The 16,009-nt window shown below is 62.9% G+C and carries 15 protein-coding genes and 1 pseudogene; 4 read left to right on the top strand and 12 right to left on the bottom strand.

The genetic code is table 11. From position 1 onward, the window contains the following. Positions 1–187 precede the first annotated feature (187 nt). From AC0L28_RS25165 to AC0L28_RS25130, 8 genes are all read right to left on the bottom strand, one after another. On the bottom strand, positions 188–592 hold the full coding sequence (locus tag AC0L28_RS25165; protein ID WP_023797411.1) for a Fur family transcriptional regulator: 405 nt from the start codon (positions 590–592) through the stop codon (positions 188–190). A gap of 142 nt (positions 593–734) precedes the next feature. Then, positions 735–1,781: an L-glyceraldehyde 3-phosphate reductase gene (gene mgrA, locus AC0L28_RS25160; protein WP_128173478.1), complete on the bottom strand. Its 1,047-nt coding sequence runs from the start codon at positions 1,779–1,781 to the stop codon at positions 735–737. A gap of 124 nt (positions 1,782–1,905) precedes the next feature. Continuing rightward, on the bottom strand, positions 1,906–3,069 hold the full coding sequence (locus AC0L28_RS25155; protein ID WP_473480948.1) for a Gfo/Idh/MocA family protein: 1,164 nt from the start codon (positions 3,067–3,069) through the stop codon (positions 1,906–1,908). Positions 3,070–3,079: 10 nt separating this feature from the next. Continuing rightward, positions 3,080–3,826: a sugar phosphate isomerase/epimerase family protein gene (locus AC0L28_RS25150; protein WP_473480946.1), complete on the bottom strand. Its 747-nt coding sequence runs from the start codon at positions 3,824–3,826 to the stop codon at positions 3,080–3,082. 52 nt (positions 3,827–3,878) lie between these two features. Then, positions 3,879–4,976: an ABC transporter ATP-binding protein gene (locus AC0L28_RS25145; protein ID WP_473480944.1), complete on the bottom strand. Its 1,098-nt coding sequence runs from the start codon at positions 4,974–4,976 to the stop codon at positions 3,879–3,881. A gap of 2 nt (positions 4,977–4,978) precedes the next feature. Then, positions 4,979–5,911 (bottom strand): carbohydrate ABC transporter permease, encoded by a 933-nt coding sequence (locus AC0L28_RS25140; protein WP_128173549.1) that lies wholly within the window; start codon positions 5,909–5,911, stop codon positions 4,979–4,981. A 13-nt stretch (positions 5,912–5,924) separates the two neighbouring features. Next, complete coding sequence (locus tag AC0L28_RS25135) at positions 5,925–6,818, bottom strand: carbohydrate ABC transporter permease (protein ID WP_023797405.1); 894 nt, start codon at positions 6,816–6,818, stop codon at positions 5,925–5,927. 111 nt (positions 6,819–6,929) lie between these two features. Next, the gene (locus AC0L28_RS25130; protein ID WP_473480941.1) at positions 6,930–8,162 is read right to left on the bottom strand and encodes an ABC transporter substrate-binding protein; all 1,233 of its coding nucleotides are present in this window, start codon (positions 8,160–8,162) and stop codon (positions 6,930–6,932) included. Positions 8,163–8,547: 385 nt separating this feature from the next. On the opposite strand from AC0L28_RS25130, the gene AC0L28_RS25125 reads away from it, so the two are divergent. From AC0L28_RS25125 to AC0L28_RS25115, 3 genes are all read left to right on the top strand, one after another. After that, positions 8,548–9,591, top strand: coding sequence for a LacI family transcriptional regulator (locus AC0L28_RS25125; protein ID WP_128169667.1), 1,044 nt, complete (start codon positions 8,548–8,550; stop codon positions 9,589–9,591). A 210-nt stretch (positions 9,592–9,801) separates the two neighbouring features. Further along, a complete protein-coding gene (locus AC0L28_RS25120; RefSeq protein WP_236375973.1) occupies positions 9,802–9,975 on the top strand; it encodes a helix-turn-helix domain-containing protein in 174 nt (57 codons plus the stop codon). 9 nt (positions 9,976–9,984) lie between these two features. Next, positions 9,985–10,494 (top strand): Clp protease N-terminal domain-containing protein, encoded by a 510-nt coding sequence (locus AC0L28_RS25115; protein ID WP_128169666.1) that lies wholly within the window; start codon positions 9,985–9,987, stop codon positions 10,492–10,494. 289 nt (positions 10,495–10,783) lie between these two features. Here AC0L28_RS25115 and AC0L28_RS25110 read toward each other — a convergent pair. The 4 genes and pseudogenes from AC0L28_RS25110 to araD form a co-directional block, all read right to left on the bottom strand. Then, positions 10,784–10,915, bottom strand: a pseudogene (locus AC0L28_RS25110) (hypothetical protein); the annotation flags it as partial. A 195-nt stretch (positions 10,916–11,110) separates the two neighbouring features. Beyond that, entirely contained in the window at positions 11,111–11,821 is a 711-nt protein-coding gene (locus AC0L28_RS25105; RefSeq protein ID WP_473480938.1) for a ribonuclease activity regulator RraA, read from the bottom strand. Positions 11,822–11,905: 84 nt separating this feature from the next. Then, positions 11,906–12,820, bottom strand: a complete 915-nt coding sequence (locus tag AC0L28_RS25100) for a dihydrodipicolinate synthase family protein (protein WP_128169664.1) — start codon at positions 12,818–12,820, stop codon at positions 11,906–11,908. A gap of 10 nt (positions 12,821–12,830) precedes the next feature. Continuing rightward, a complete protein-coding gene (araD, locus tag AC0L28_RS25095; protein ID WP_473480936.1) occupies positions 12,831–14,573 on the bottom strand; it encodes an L-arabinonate dehydratase in 1,743 nt (580 codons plus the stop codon). Positions 14,574–14,812: 239 nt separating this feature from the next. Here araD and AC0L28_RS25090 point away from each other — a divergent pair, with 239 nt between their 5' ends. Further along, complete coding sequence (locus tag AC0L28_RS25090) at positions 14,813–15,859, top strand: ABC transporter substrate-binding protein (protein ID WP_473480934.1); 1,047 nt, start codon at positions 14,813–14,815, stop codon at positions 15,857–15,859. Positions 15,860–16,009 lie beyond the last annotated feature (150 nt).

Below are 16,009 nucleotides of genomic sequence, written 5' to 3'. Positions count from 1 at the left end.
CTGCCGGACATCTCCCCCACGAGGGGGGAGATTGGCAGCTTCGGCGCTGCAACCATCTTGCTCCGTTGGAGATTGGCGAAAGCCGGGATAATGGCCGATCTCCCCCCGTGTGGGGGAGATGTCCGGCAGGACAGAGGGGGGCGCTGTCCCTCCGGCTTCCACCGCTAGGTCACGGCACAACCGGCCCTTAAGCCGCCTCGGCCAGGCATTTGGCACAGGTGCCGCGGAACTCGATCACCGCCTTCTTGGCGGCGAAGCCGGTCGAGCGTACCCATTCGTCGAGCCGGTGCCCGACATCATGGTCGGAGAATTCGGTCACCTGCCCGCATGTGTCGCAGATGGCAAAGGCGGTCATCGAATGGCTGTGGTCGTGCGGCTCGGCGCAGGCGACAAAGGAATTGAGGCTTTCGAGCCGGTGCACGAAGCCGGACTTCACCAGCGTGTCGAGCGCGCGATAGACCTGCAGCGGGGCGCGAAAACCCCGATCGCGAAGCTGGTCGAGCAATGTATAGGCGCTGAGCGGCCCGCTGGCGGCCTCGAGTTTCTCGAGCACGCACAACTGGTTTTTCGTCAGCACATCCCTTGCCGCCATGATCCTGTTCCAACCCGTTTTGCGCCGGTTGCTCGTCATTTTCCGCATGCAAGCGGCTTCAATTCTCTCCAGATAGCGACGAACCGGCCTTTTTGCTACTGTTTCTGTGCCGGCGCCGCAAACCTGAAGTGATTGCCCTGAATCACTTGCGTGGCGGACCCTTGCGCTCGGCGGAGGCGGCCCACAGATTGATGTCGGCCTCGCGCGCGTAGGTGTCGATTTCGGCGAGTTCGGCATCGCTGAAATCGAGCGCCTTCAGCGCGCCGACGCAATCCTCGACCTGTTCCGGCCGGCTGGCGCCGATCAGCGCCGAGGTCACCCGGCCCTTGCGCAGCACCCAGGCCAGCGCCATCTGCGCCAGCGTCTGGCCGCGTCGGCCGGCGATGGCGTTCAGCGCCTTGATGTTGACGATGGTCTTGTCGTTGATGAAGGCCGGCCGCAGCGACTTGCCCTGGCTGGCGCGGCTGCCCTCAGGGATGCCGCCGAGATATTTGTCGGTCAGCATGCCTTGCGCCAGCGGCGTGAACACGATCGAGCCGACGCCGAGCCCCTCCAGCGTGTCGAGCAGACCGTCGTCCTCGACCCAGCGGTTGAGCATCGAATAGCTCGGCTGATGGATGATGCAAGGCGTGCCGAGCTGCTTCAATATGTCGGCGGCCTCGCGCGTGCGCTGCGAATTGTAGGAGGAGATGCCGGCATAAAGCGCCTTGCCCGAGCGCACCGCGTGATCGAGCGCGCCCATCGTTTCTTCCAGCGGAGTATCAGGGTCGAAGCGGTGCGAATAAAAGATGTCGACATAGTCGAGCCCCATCCGCTTCAGGCTCTGATCGAGGCTGGCCAGCACATATTTGCGCCCGCCCCACTCGCCATAGGGTCCGGCCCACATCTCATACCCGGCCTTGGTCGAGATGATCAGCTCGTCACGAAAAGAGGAGAAATCCGTCCGCAGGATTTCGCCGAAAGCCGTCTCCGCCGAACCGGGCGGCGGGCCGTAATTGTTGGCGAGGTCAAAATGCGTGATGCCGAGATCGAAGGCCTTGCGCGCGATCGCCTGCTTGGTCCGGTGCGGCGTGTCGTCACCGAAATTGTGCCAGAGCCCGAGCGAGATCGCTGGCAATTTCAGGCCGGATCGCCCGCAGCGATTGTAGACCATGTTCTCGTAACGGTTTTCGGCGGGCACATAGGGCATGGGAGATCCTCAAATCAAAAGCGAGCCCGGCAGTTCCCACCGCGAAAAAGGGTGAGTCGGCTCTGCCTCTCACCCTTAGCCTCTCGCCGTTTCTATGGGGAGAGGGATCGCTGAAGCGCTTATGCTACTTCTTCGTTGCCAACAGCCCTTTCTTCTTCGCCAACAGCCCTTCCGCATCCTTGACGCCCAGTGCCGCAGGCCGTTCGCAGGTGGTCTGCATGGCAACGAACTTTCCGCTCGCGCCCGACCGCAGCATGCCGGTCATCACATCGACGGCATGCAGCGCCAGTTCCATCGAACAGCGATGCGGCCGGCCTTCCGCGATCGCCAGCGCCATGTCGGCGAGACCGGCGGTGCGGTAATTGGCCATCATGCCATGCGAGTGCATCTGGTTGGCCACGCCGAACGGATGCTTCCATTTCGGCAGCTTCTTGACCGGCTTGGCGGCATTGGTGAAGCGAACGTCGCCGCCGAAGAAATTCGGATCCGGCAAAAACACCGTGCCCAATTCGCCGTAGAGTTCCATCGGCGCATGGCCATGGCTCCACACGTCCCAACTGGTGTTGAGCGTCACCACGGCGCCATTCTCGAACTCCATCACGCCGTGGATCGTCGTCGGCGTGGCGACCAGGATTTTTTCGCCGGCGCGAGGCTTGGACGAGATCGTGCGTTCTGTCGAGGGGATCGAAGCGAACGCCGCCACCTGCTTCACCGGTCCGATCAACTGGATCAGGTTGGTGATGTAATAGGGTCCGATATCGAGCACCGGACCAGCGCCAGGCTGGAAGAAGAAGTCCGGATTGGGGTGCCAGTGCTCCATCCCATGGCTCATCACGTGGCATGTGCCGCTGGTGATCTTGCCGAGCTTGCCAGTATCGATCAGGTTGCGGACAAGCTGGTGCGCGCCACCGAGGAAAGTGTCGGGCGCCGAGCCGATGCGCAGTCCGTCTCTCTCCGCCAGCTTCTTCAGGTCAGCCCCTTCCTTGACCGACAGCACGAACGGCTTTTCCGAATAGACGTGCTTGCCGGCATCGAGGATCTGTTTCGACACCTCATAGTGCACCGCCGGAACGGTGAGATTGACGATGATGTCGATGTCATCGGCCTTCAGCAGCCCTTCGACTGTCTCGGCGCGCAGCTTGAACTCCTTCGCCCGCGCCTTGGCCGCATCCATGTTGATATCCGCGCAGGCGCGCATCTCGATGCCGCGAAACAGCGGCGCCAGTGAAAAATACGCCTTCGAGATATTGCCGCAGCCGATGACGCCGACCCCAAGTTTTTTTGCCATGCTGATGCTCCTAATAGGTCTTGGCGGCTGCGATCGAGCGGCGGGCGAAGCGCTCGATGTCGTTGGGGTTGTCCTGTTCCATGACGTAGTATTTGGCGGCGCTCCTGGCGCGCAGCGCCTGGATCAGTCCGGCCCAGTCGATCGTGCCGTGGCCGATATCCGACCAGCCGTCCTCGTCGAGGCCCTCGCCGGGCTTGGCAATGTCCTTGACATGGACAGCGGCAATGCGTTTGCCATGCTTCTCGATCCAGGGCAGTGGATCGTCGCCGCCGCGCACCACCCAGGCGACGTCCATCTCCCAGCCGATGTCGGGCGCTGCCGCCAGGATATGGTCCTGCGGCACCGAACCGTCGGCAAGCTTCTTGAACTCGAAGTCATGGTTGTGCCAGGCAAAGCCGTAGCCGGCCTTCTCAGCCGTCTCGCCGACCTTGGCCAGGCGTGCGCCGAAGCCGCGCCAGCCGGCGGCGTCGGTCGGCCTGCTCTCGGCGACCAGATAGGGGCAGATGAGCAGCGTGATGCCGAGCGCGTCGGCGATTTTGCGCACGCCGTCGAAATCGTTCTCGAGCGCATCGATCGAGAAATGGCCGGTCGGCATGGCGAGGCCGTTCTTGTCGAGTTCGGCACGAAAGGCCTTGGGATCGTCATAGACGCCGCCGAACCCCTCGACTTGCGCGTAGCCGAGTTCGCCCAGCGTCTTGAGCACCCCTGCCCAAGGCTGGAAGTTGCGGGCGCTGTAAAGTTGGAATGACCAATTCATCGTCTCTGTCCGTTCTCTGGGGATGGATTTGCTTAAGGTGAAATTCTGGGAGTTACAGGCGGGTGCCGGTGGCAGCGTCGAACAGCGAAGCGCGCATCGGATCAAAACCGATGCTCACGGTGTCGGCGTTGTTCGGTGTGCGCTCAGATGTCACCCGCACGGTGAAATTCTGATTTGCGAGCTTCAGCCAGACCAGCGTGTCGGACCCCATGGGTTCGACGACCACGACATTTGCCGTTGCTGTGAACGGCCATCCGGAGCCGCTGTTGAACGCGACATGCTCTGGCCGGATACCGAGCACCGCCGCTCCCGGCACCGGCTCCTTTTCGAAAGCGTAGGTGGCAAGCGGGATCCGCACTTCCTCGGCGACGAAGTGCCAGTTGCTATCATTTTTCTCCAGCCGGCCGTCGAGGAAATTCATCGCCGGCGAGCCGAGGAAGCCGGCGACGAAACGGTTGACCGGGCGATTGTAGATCTTTTGCGGTGCGTCGAGCTGCTGGATGACGCCGCCCTTCATCACCGCGATGCGGTCGGCCAGCGTCATCGCCTCGATCTGGTCGTGGGTGACATAGATCATCGTGTTTTGCAGCTTGCTGTGCAGTAGTTTTATCTCGACGCGCAGCTGGGCGCGCAGCTTGGCGTCGAGATTGGAAAGCGGCTCGTCGAACAGGAAGACGTCGACATCGCGCACCAGCGCCCGCCCGATCGCCACACGCTGGCGCTGCCCGCCCGAAAGCGCCGACGGCTTGCGCTGCAGCAATGGCTCGATCTGCAGGATCTCGGCGGCCCGAGCGATGCGCCTGGCGATCTCGTCCCTGGGAATGCCGGCAACGCGCAGCCCGAACGACAGGTTCTTCTCCACCGTCATCTGCGGGTAGAGCGCATAGGACTGGAACACCATGCCGATGCCACGGTCCTTGGGCTCCTCCCAGGTGACGTTCTTGCCCTTGATGAAGATGCGGCCGTCCGAAACGTCGAGCAGGCCGGCGATGCAGTTGAGCAAGGTCGACTTGCCGCAGCCGGACGGCCCGAGCAGCACGATGAACTCGCCCTCGGCGACATCGATGTTGAGGGTTTCCAGCACCGAAATTGCGCCGAAATTCAGCGACAGGTCCTGGATCGAAACGCTGGGATTTTCGAGTCTTGTCATCATCATCCTTTCACCGCGCCGGCGGCGATGCCACGCACGAAAAGCTTGCCCGAAACGAAATAGACGACGAGCGGAACCAGGCCGGTCAGGATGGTGGCGGCCATGTTGACGTTGTATTCCTTCACGCCTTGCACCGAGTTGACGATGTTGTTGAGCTGCACCGTCATCGGATAGGTGTCGGGGCGGGTGTAGACGACGCCGAACAGGAAGTCGTTCCAGATGCCGGTCACCTGCAGGATGATGGCGACGACGAAGATCGGCAGCGACATCGGCAGCATGATGCGGAAATAGATGCCCCAGAAGCCGGCGCCGTCGACGCGCGCCGCCCGGAACAGTTCCTCCGGCATCGAAGTGAAATAGTTGCGGAACAACAGCGTCAGGATCGGCATGCCGAAGATGGAATGGACGATCACCAGGCCGCTCAGGCTGCCATAGAGGCCGATCTCGCGCAGGATGATGACGATCGGATAGATCATCACCTGATAGGGGATGAAGGCGCCGACGATCAGGATCACGAAGAAAGTATCGGCGCCCTTGAAGCGCCAGTTGGCAAGCGCGTAGCCGTTCACTGAAGCGATGGCGATCGACAGGACGACCGACGGGACGGTGATGCGCACCGAATTCCAGAAGCCGCGCGAGAGCCCGTCGCAGTTGAGACCGGTGCAGGCGCTGGACCAGGCCTTCACCCAAGGCTCGAAGGTGATCTCCAGGGGCGGCGAGAAGATGTTGCCGAGGCGTATCTCCGGCATGCCCTTGAGCGACGTCACCACCATCACATAGAGCGGCAGCAGATAATACAGCGCCACCACGATCAGCGTGCCGTAGAGGAAGATGTTGCGGCGCGAGAACACATGCCGCGGCTTCGGCCCTCGCGGCCCGGATGCCTCAAGCCTGCCGGATGCCTCAAGCCTGGAAAAGCCCGTACCGTCAGGCAGGGGAACGGCAAGATCAGCCACGCTTCTTGCCTCCGAATTCGAGATAGGCCCAGGGCACGATGACGACCACCACCGACAGCAGCATCATGGTCGAGGCAGCAAAACCCTGGCCGAGGTTCTGGGCGAAGAACATGTAGTCATAGACATATTTGGCCGGCACTTCGGAGGCGATGCCGGGACCACCGCTGGTTTGTGCGACAACCAGGTCATAGACCTTGACGATGCCGGCGGCGATGATGACCAGCGCGGTGATGAAGACCGGTCGCATCATCGGGATGATGATGAACAGATAGGTCTTCAGGGTGGGTATCCCATCCACCCGCGCGGCCTTCCAGATATCCTCGTCGATGCCGCGCAGGCCCGCCAGCATCAGACACATGATCAGCCCGGTGCCTTGCCAGAGCGCGGCGATCAGGATGCCGTAGATGACGATGTCGGAATTGTAGAGCGGATCGAAGCTGAAGCTTTCCCAGCCGAGGCCGCGCACCACCCCCTGGATTCCGAACTCCGGGTTGAGCAGCCACTGCCAGACAAGGCCGGTGACGATGAAGGAGAGCGCGAACGGGTAGAGGAAGATGGTGCGGAACGTGTCCTCGAAGCGGATCTTCTGGTCGAGCAGCGCCGCCAGTATGAAGCCGATGACCAGAGAGAACACCAGCGACAGCACGCCGTAGACCAAGAGGTTCTCGATCGAGACCAGCCAGCGCGGCGTCGACCACAGCCGATAATACTGGTCGAGCCCGACGAAGTTCAGCCGCGGCAGCAGTTTTGAATTGGTGAAGGAATAGAGCACCGTCCACGCGCTGCCGCCAACGAAGATCACCAGTGCGGTGAGCACCATCGGAATAGAGGCGACCTTGGCATTAAGGTTGCGGAAGAGTTGGTTGGGGCGTTCGCTCTTGCTCATCTGCATAGCCGGGCTGGATCGGGTAAGGCCGAAGGGTCAGGGCCAAGGGTCAAGACTTGACCCGGAGCTCCCGGCCCCGCGGCGGGCCGGGAGCGAGCGGTTCGTCGATCGTCAGTCCGCTGAGGCGACGATGTCGGCGAAGCGCTTTTGCGCCTCTTCCACGGTCATGTCCGGCTTGGCGAAGAACTCGGAGAAAAGGTCCTCCTTCTGCTTTTGGGTGTCTTGCGACAGCAGCTGGTCCGTCCAGGGCATGACGCTGCCCTTGGCCAGTATGTCGAGCCCTTTCTTCATGCAGTCGTTCGCCGCCTTGAGGTCGATATCGCCGCGCACCGGCAGCGAGCCCTTCTTGAGGTTGAAGGCGACCTGCGTCTTGGGATCGAGCAGCGTTTCGGCCAGCGCTTCCTGCGCCTTGGACTTTTCCGCGTCCTGCAGCAGCGGGAAGTAGAAGGCATCGCCGCCAGTGGCGATGACCTCGTTCAGGCCAAGGCCGGGAAGACACGTATAGTCCTTGCCGGCGGCCTGCCCGGCAACCTGGAACTCGCCCTGCGCCCAGTCGCCCATGATCTGGCCGCCGGCCTTGCCGGAGATGACGAGATTGGTGGCCTGGTTCCAGTCCTGCACATTGGTGTTCTTCGCCATCTTGCGGGCATCGTCCGCGGCCTTGAATACCTTCGCGACCTCGGGCCCGGCGGCGAATTCGGCATCCTTGTCGCGATAGACCTTCAAGAAAGCGTCCGTGCCGCCGACCGCCGTAAGCAGCACGTCGAAGGCGCCCGAGGACTGCCAGGGCTGCCCGCCGACCGCCAGCGGTATGATGCCTGCCTTCTCCAGCGCGGGGGCGGCCGCGACATATTCATTCCAATTCTTCGGCACCGGCACACCGGCCTTTTCGAAGGCCGCGTTCGACAGCCACAGCCACTGCCAGGAGTGAATGTTGACCGGCACGCAATAGATCTTGCCGTCGAGGGTACAGCCATCGAGCAGGCTCTTCGGCTGGACGATTTCCGCCCACTTGTCCCTGGTGGCGAGCTCGGTCAAATCGCGCATCAGACCGGCCTGCACCAATTCTTCCGCTTGCCTTCCGTGGTTGAACTGGGTGGCGCCCATAGGGTCGCCGCCAGTGATGCGGCTGATCATGATCGGCCGCGCCGTGCCGCCGGAGCCGGCGATGGCGCCGTCGACCCAATGATTGCCTGTCGCGTCGAACGCCTTGGCGAATTCGGCGACCGCCGCCGCCTCGCCGCCTGAAGTCCACCAATGGGTGACTTCCAGATCCGTCGCTGCCGCCGGGGCGGCGAGCGCGGTTGTCACTGCCAACGCAGCGGTCATGATTTGGTATCGCATTTCGGCTCCTCCCAGAATCTGAAACGTTACAGATTTTCGATACGGCAATTGTTGGAGGCGCGCAACCCCCGAACAGGAGCAGCTCGCCATTTTTTCGAGCAGCGAACAAACTCGCCGCACAATGTCCGCCTACTGCACCGCTGCAAGGCAGGCTGCATTGCAAAATGACGCTGCAATGCGTGAAATTCGGCAAAACCTTGCTCAGCGGGCAAGCCTTGCCGACGCACACCGACTTTGCGTCGAACGAAGCGCCGCTCATCCAGGCTAGCTTTTACTGGCCGCTGCGCGATGGCAAGTGACAATCTGTAACGTTTCAGTATATAGGGTGTTCATCGCCGATTGCCGACCTGCACGGCAACTGCTATGCGCCTGACGGGCGGGATGAATGGACAGAGATCAGACGGAAAAGGACGACGAGGGCTCGGGCAGGCCGACATTGAAGACGCTTGCCTTCATGACCGGGCTGGGCGTCACCACCGTGTCGCGGGCGTTGAAGGACGCGCCCGAGATCGGCGCCGAAACCAGGCGACGCGTCCAGCTCGTCGCCAAGCAGATCGGTTACCGGCCGAACCGCGCCGGTGTGCGGCTGCGGACCGGCAAGACCAATGTCATCAGCCTCGTGCTCAACACCGAGCGCGAGATCATGAGCTTTGTCTCGGACATCATCTACGGCGTTTCGGAAGTCATTGCCGACACACCCTATCACCTGATCGTCACACCCTATTCACGCTCGCAGGATCCCCTGGACCCGATACGCTATCTCGTGGAGACCGGCTCCGCCGACGGCGTCATCATCTCGCGCGCCCAGCCGAACGACCCCAGGGCCCGTTACATGCTCGAGCGTGGCATCCCCTTCGCCACGCATGGCCGCACCGATATGGGGCTGATCCACCCCTATCATGACTTCGACAATTACGCCTTCGCGACCGAGGCTGTGCGCCACCTGGCCGGCATCGGCCGCCGCAGGCTGGCTCTGCTGGCGCCTCCAGTCGAACTGACCTACCACAGTCATACGCTGAACGGCTTCACCGATGCGCTGAGTGAGGTCGGCGCCAGCGAGATCCCGTTCAACACCGTTTCGGTCGACCATTCGATCGAGCAGATCAGGATGAGGGCCGCGCAGCTGATGCGCCGCGACGTCAGGCCGGACGGTTTCGTCAGCAGTGCCGCTGCCGCGACACTCGCCATCGTCGCCGGCATCGAGGACGCCGGGCTCAAGCTCGGCCGGGACGTCGACGTGGTGTCCAAGCAGTCGTCCGACCTGCTGCACCTGTTCCGCAGGGAATTGCTGGTGGTCAACGAGAACTTCCGGCTGGCCGGCGCCGAGCTCGCCCGCTCAGTGTTGGGCTGGATCGGCGGCGCAACACCTGGCTCCTTGCAGAGCCTGAGCAAGCCGACCGGGGTTCTGGCCTATCGCCCTCCCGACTGATCTTTTTTTCAAGCACCGGATTTTTCCCAAAACCAGAAGTCACAGATGGCATGCCTGGTCGCCGCTCTCGACCTGCTCCGGGTTCTCTGCAAACCGGCCCGAACGCATCGTTCCCGTCAACATATGTTGACACGGGTCGATTTCGTCAACTAATGTTGACACATGATCGATGTCCGCCAACTTCCCACACCTGACGAGCCGGAGGAAGCCTTGGCTGCGGTCGTTGCGCTTCGGCGGGCGGCTGACCTATTGGAGCGTAGAGCGGTCAGGGCGGCCCTGAAGCAAGGTTGGTCCTGGGCGAAGATTGCCCAGGCACTCGGCATCTCCAAGCAGGCAGCCCACAAGCGGCTGTCCGACATCAACGCCCAGGACAATCCGCCATAGGAGACGATCATGCTCAGCGGCATCAAAACCCGTCTATCGAACGTCCGTACCATCAAGACACTGTGCGAAAGTGCGGAAAACTACGCTCTACTGGACCAGCAGCGACAGGCCGGAGCCGAACATTTCCTGCTGGCGGCTATCGATCTTCCCGACAATACCGCACGTCTCGCATTCCGCGAAGTTGGCGCGGACGCCGCTGGCTTCCGCGACGCGGTCGGCGCCCAATATGGGGAAGCGCTGCGCTCGGTTGGGGTGAACGCCGGGGAGCACATATCCGGGGGTTTGGCCCCAGAACCGCTTCAGGCAGCGGCAGGCCTTTATGAGGCAGCCCCGTCGGGAGCTGAGGTGATGAAGGAATTGGCAGCTAACCGAAACGATCACCGTCCACTGCTAGGGGCGCATGTCGTGGCTATAGTCGCCGCGATGGAGCAGGGAGTGGCGGCACGTGCGTTGCGCTGCATGGGAGTCGATGCCGCTGCGCTGAAGGCGGCGGCGAACAAGTTCTCGCGCGCCAGCTGACGGAAGGTGGTGTAGGTAGGTTTTTCCGTGGCGGACGGAGTGTTCGAACGCATGCGCCGAAGTATTCGGCTGAACTTCGGCGGCACAACTATGTCTGCCGCCGGATGGCTCATCCGGCGGTTTTGTTTGGAGAGTGTTTCTCTCCAACGTCCGCAGACCACTGCCGGTTGTCTCCTTGAGGGGCAATCCGGCAGTGGACTGCGCCGGCACTTCTTCGCTACGACCAAGGCGGTCGAGGAATGTCCGGTTTCAGGCTAATTCGGATCGCCTAAACGACCGACATGCGGCGCTAACCTGCCGCTCCGCTCCCCCAAGGGCCATGGAAAGCGCCCGGCCCGTCGATGCGTTCGAAGCCGTGCGTGCCGAAGAAATCGCGTTGCGCCTGGATCAGGTTCGAGGTGCCGCGGCCCTGGCGATAGCTGAACCCGCTGCCAGCCGTCCAGATCCACCGCGCTACGGAATCAGCATCGAACAGAAGTGGGAAGTTGAACGCTGATATCGGGCGTTCGGTTCAGCTCATACCGTGAATCATGGCTTCGTTCTCTGATGTCACATTGATCAGGCGCTGGCACTCCGAGTGGGCGAGGACCAAACCTTCCGGTTGCGCGAGCAATGCCTATCGGCCGCGCTCGGCGCGCCACGTTTTGAACCGTTCGGCGTGTTCGTCTCGCGTGCAGGGGTAGAGCCCGATTATCGGAACGCCCGCCTTAACCTGTTCGACCACGAAATCCTCGTAGATCGTCATCTCAGCCGCCTCATCCGCCACCTCGCCGGCGATTTCCCGGGGAATGACGATGGCGCTATCATCGTCTCCAACCACGATATCCTCGGGGAACACGGCCACGTCACCGCAACCGATCGGCACGTTCAGGTCCAATGCCTCGTGCAGGGTGAGATTGGTCGGGCTGGACGGCCGCGTATGGTAGGCCGGGATATCGAGTTCGCCGATCACCGCGGCGTCGCGGAACCCGCCGTCGGTAACGACGCCGGCAACCCCGCGCACCATCAGGCCCGTCACCAAAATGTCGCCCGCGGATGCCGCGCGAGGATTCTTGCGGCTATCCATGACGAGCACATGGCCCGCCGGGCAGGTTTCGACGGCGACACGCTGCGGATGATCCGGCTTGCGGAATTCAGTGAGTTGGTTACGGTCCTCGCGCGCGGGGATGTAGCGCAGCGTAAAGGCCGGCCCGACCATGTTGCGGCCTTTTCGCTGCAACGGACCCACGCCCTGGATTACCTGGTTGCGCAGGCCGCGCTTGAACAGCGCTGTGGCCAGGGTGGCGACGGAAACGCCCATCAGTTTTTCGCGCAGGTTCTCGTCCATGTTCGCTTCCTCAAATTCAGGTGCTGGCACTGCAAGCGCCGTGGTTTCTCCGGTCGCCGGTGTGGGCGGAAGGCAATTCGCAATTCAGTTGGGCTTTCCCGCCGCAAGGCGGTTCGCGACTAAAAAGGCGTCGAGCCTCGCCTGCTGCGCCGAAGTGAGCGGCCAGGCCGAGGGCGGGCGCGTCGGTCCGCAGCCAAGGCCCTGCGCGATCAGCGCCGCTTTTACGCCGGTCACGTTGGCGCCGCCCATCTCCTCCGCGCGGATTTCCTCGAAGACTCGCATTCCATCGATAAGTGCGTTCGCCTTCTCGAATTCGCCGGCCTTGAGTGCGGCATGGATCGCGACCGACCGTTCGGGCCATACGTTTATCAGCCCGGAGGTGAACCCTCGTGCGCCAACGGCATAGAAGACCGGCGCCCAGACCTCGGCCAGACCTCCGACCCAGACGATCGACGGGTCGCAGGCAGCCCGCGCTTCCGCCAGGCGAAGCGGATTAGGCGTCGCCCATTTCACCCCCTTCACGCCTGGAAGGCCGCAAAGCTCGGCGATGGCGCGCGTGCCGATCGTGTCGTTGCGCAGATAGAGCATCATGGGCAAGCCGCCCGATGCATCGGCCACCGCGCTCAGGTAATCGACCAGCCCTCGCGGCGCGACGAATGCGTCTGGCGGCTGGTGCACCATCAGCGCAGCGGCTCCGGCTTCGGCGGATACTTTCGCCAGCTTCTGCGCGTCACGGATGCTCCGCCCAACGCCCGCGAGCACCGGCGCGCGGCCAGCTACCATCGAAACGACTTCGCGCGCCATTGTCACCGCCTCATCGGTGGTCAGCGCATAGAACTCGCCGGTGTTGCCGTTGACCACCGGCATGTGCACGCCGGCGTCCAGTGCCCGGTCGAGGATCGGGGAAAGCCGTTCGGGCGCGATCTCGCCGTGTTCGTCGTAAGGCGTAACCAGAATGCCCGATATGCCGGTCAGCGCCTGATCGAGGGAAAGTGTCATGCCTGGCCTTTCAGAAAATGTCCGGTTCGCCGGCCGAAGCGCCGAAATCGCGTTCGAGGAAATCGAAATCACAGCCCTTGTCGGCCTGCGTCACATGGCGCGAGAACATCCAGCCCCAGCCGCGTTCGAAATGCGGAGCGGGGGGTGACCAGTCGGCCCGGCGGCGCGCCAGTTCGTCGTCCGCCACCAGCATGTCCAGCCGCCGGTTCGGCAAATCGAGCCGCACGACGTCGCCTGTCCGCAGCAGCGCAAGCGGCCCGCCGATATAGGCCTCCGGCGCGACGTGAAGCACGCACGCCCCGTAGGATGTTCCCGACATACGCGCATCGGAGATGCGCAGCATGTCGCGATGACCTTTTTTGATCAACGCCTTGGGGATCGGAAGCATGCCCCATTCGGGAAACCCCGGTCCGCCGAGCGGGCCGGCGTTGCGCAGCACCAGCACGTGGTCCGGCGTGATGTCGAGATCTTGGTCGTCGACCGCCGCCTTCATCTCGGGATAGCTGTCGAAAACCAGCGCCGGCCCTTCATGGACATGAAAGCGGGGGTCGCAGGCGGCCGGCTTGATGACGGCGCCATCGGGGCAGAGGTTGCCGCGCAGCACGGCGAGCGACCCTTCCGAATAGACCGGGTTGGACAGCGGGCGTATCACGTCGTCGTTCCATACCCGCGCGCCCTCGAGCGTTTCGCCGAGCGATTTGCCGGTGACCGTCAGCGTCGAAAGGTCGAGCCGCTCGCGTAATTGCGCCATCAGCGCACGGAGGCCGCCGGCGTAGTAAAAATCCTCCATCAGGTAGTCCTTGCCGGCGGGGCGAACGTTGGCGATCAGCGGCGTGGTGCGGCCGAGCGCGTCAAGATCGTCGAGAGTCAGCGGCACGCCGGCGCGGCGCGCCATCGCGATGAGGTGAACCACGGCGTTCGTCGAGCAGCCGGTGGCCATCGCCACGATAGCCGCGTTCCTGACGGCCGCCGCGGTGACGACTTTTTTGGGTGTGAGGTCGTCCCAAACCATCTCGACGATGCGCCGTCCGCAGGCTGCCGACATCCGCTGGTGGTCCGAATCGACAGCGGGTATCGAGGAAGCGCCCGGCAGCGACAGCCCCAGCGCTTCCGTGATCGCCGTCATCGTCGAGGCCGTGCCCATCGTCATGCAGACGCCGGCCGACCGCGCGATGCCGCCCTGGATGCCCGTCCACTCGTCATCCGAAATCTTGCCCGCGCGCCTCTCGTCCCAGAATTTCCAGGCATCCGAACCGGAGCCCAGCGTCTTGCCGGCATAATTGCCGCGCAGCATCGGGCCGGCGGGGAGGAATATCATCGGCACGCCGGCACTGAGCGCGCCCATCACCAGCCCCGGCGTGGTCTTGTCGCACCCGCCCATCAGCACCACGCCGTCGAGCGGATGCGAACGGATCATCTCCTCCGTCTCCATCGCCAGCATGTTGCGGTAGAGCATCGAGGTGGGCTTGGTGAAGCTCTCGTCCACAGAGAGCGCTGGCAATTCCACGGCGAAGCCGCCGGCCTGGGCGACACCGCGCTTCACGTCGTGCGCGCGTTCGCGAAAATGCGCGTGGCAAGAGTTCAGCTCGGACCATGTGTTGAGAACCCCGATCACCGGTCTGTCGCGAAAATCCTCCTCGGAATAACCGAGCTGCATCAGGCGCGACCGATGACCGAAGCTGCGCAGATCGTCCGGCGCAAACCAGCGCGCCGACCGCAGCGACGCCGGTGTCCTTCGCTTGTCGTTGGGCATGACATCCTCCACGCGGATCGGTGGATGTATGCGATAACATTCATGTTTGTCAATTTGGCACGTCCGCTAGAAATATAATTTGTGCCGCAATGCCGGTAAGGTTGACAGAAACACTCGTTTTCGTGCATGAAGATGTATGCGCTAACATAGACGCGCATGGGAGAGGGTTGTGTGGCAGCGGGAGACCGCCGCGCGACCCTGAGATCGTGCTGCGGGTTCCGCGGCCCAGGGAGGACATCATGAAACTGACCCGCAGATCCTTTCTCGCGACAGGCGCCGGGGCCGCCGTCGTACTGGCCACTCCGTTCGTCGCGCGTGCGCAGAGCCTGCCGCGCAACATCCGCATGGTCATCGGCTCTACGTCGACGGGCGGCGATACCTACCAGAACTCGTCGATCGTCGCCGAAGCGCTGGCGCAGAAGCTGGGCGTGAACATTCGCGTCGACCCAGTGGGCACCAATGAGGCGCTGAATGCGACCGGCCGCGATTCCCGCGGCACGACGATCATGCTGCACCACGACCAGATCTATCTTTCCTATCTCTACGGGGTGCCGGGCATCCCTGATGCCTTCGCCGATTTCGCCATCGGGCCGACGGTGGCGATCAACCCCGGCGACTGCTTCCTCGTCCCCAAGAAGTCCCCTTATCAGTCGATGGAGGACATCTTCGCAGCGGCCGCAAAAGGCGAGAAAGTTCGCGTCGCCATCCAGCCGGGCGGCGTCTCGGAGATCGGCTTCACCGGCATGCGCAATGCTGCTCGGGTGCGAAATCCAGGATCGGAAGCCAACATCGTGGCGGTCAACACCGGCTCGCAGGCCGACAAGAACCAGGCTATGTGGGACGATTTGGCCGACGTGATCAACGGTTCGATCCAGGCCAACGAGCAGTTCACGCAACTGCCGGAGGACGACCGCACTGCGATGCGCTTCGTCTGGATTACCGCGCGGCCCGAGACGCTGGCGCAGGCGCCCGAGGCGGGGATGGGTGGAACGAGCCGGGAAGAGATGCTCAAATTCGCCAGCCCCCAGACCAGCGTCACGCTCGACGGCAGTAAGGATTTTACCTTCGACAAGGAGTTTTTCCTGCTGTTCAACAAGGAGATGGACGCAGGCATCGCGTCCGAGATTGACGCCGCGCTGAAGGAAATCTACGCCGCCGGCGAGATCCAGAAGCGGCAGACCAAGGCCTTTTTCATCTCCAATTACCTGCCGCAGGCCGAGGCGAAGGCGCATCTGACATCCAAGCGGGATACTGTGGCCTCGATCATCGAGAAGCTGAAGGGCTAGGGTACAGCCTTTCGTCTTCAACCGCGTGCCGCCCGGCCCCCCGCCCGGCCCGGGCCCAGGGATGAGGGGGGCACCGCCCCGGGGGGGGTTTAACCGCGGGACCCGAGGATTTAAGGCAAAACAACACGGGGTTTACGCACAGAAAGGGGC

It is taken from the genome of Mesorhizobium sp. WSM4847, assembly GCF_055811335.1.
This window is presented reverse-complemented; position numbering and strand designations above follow the sequence as displayed.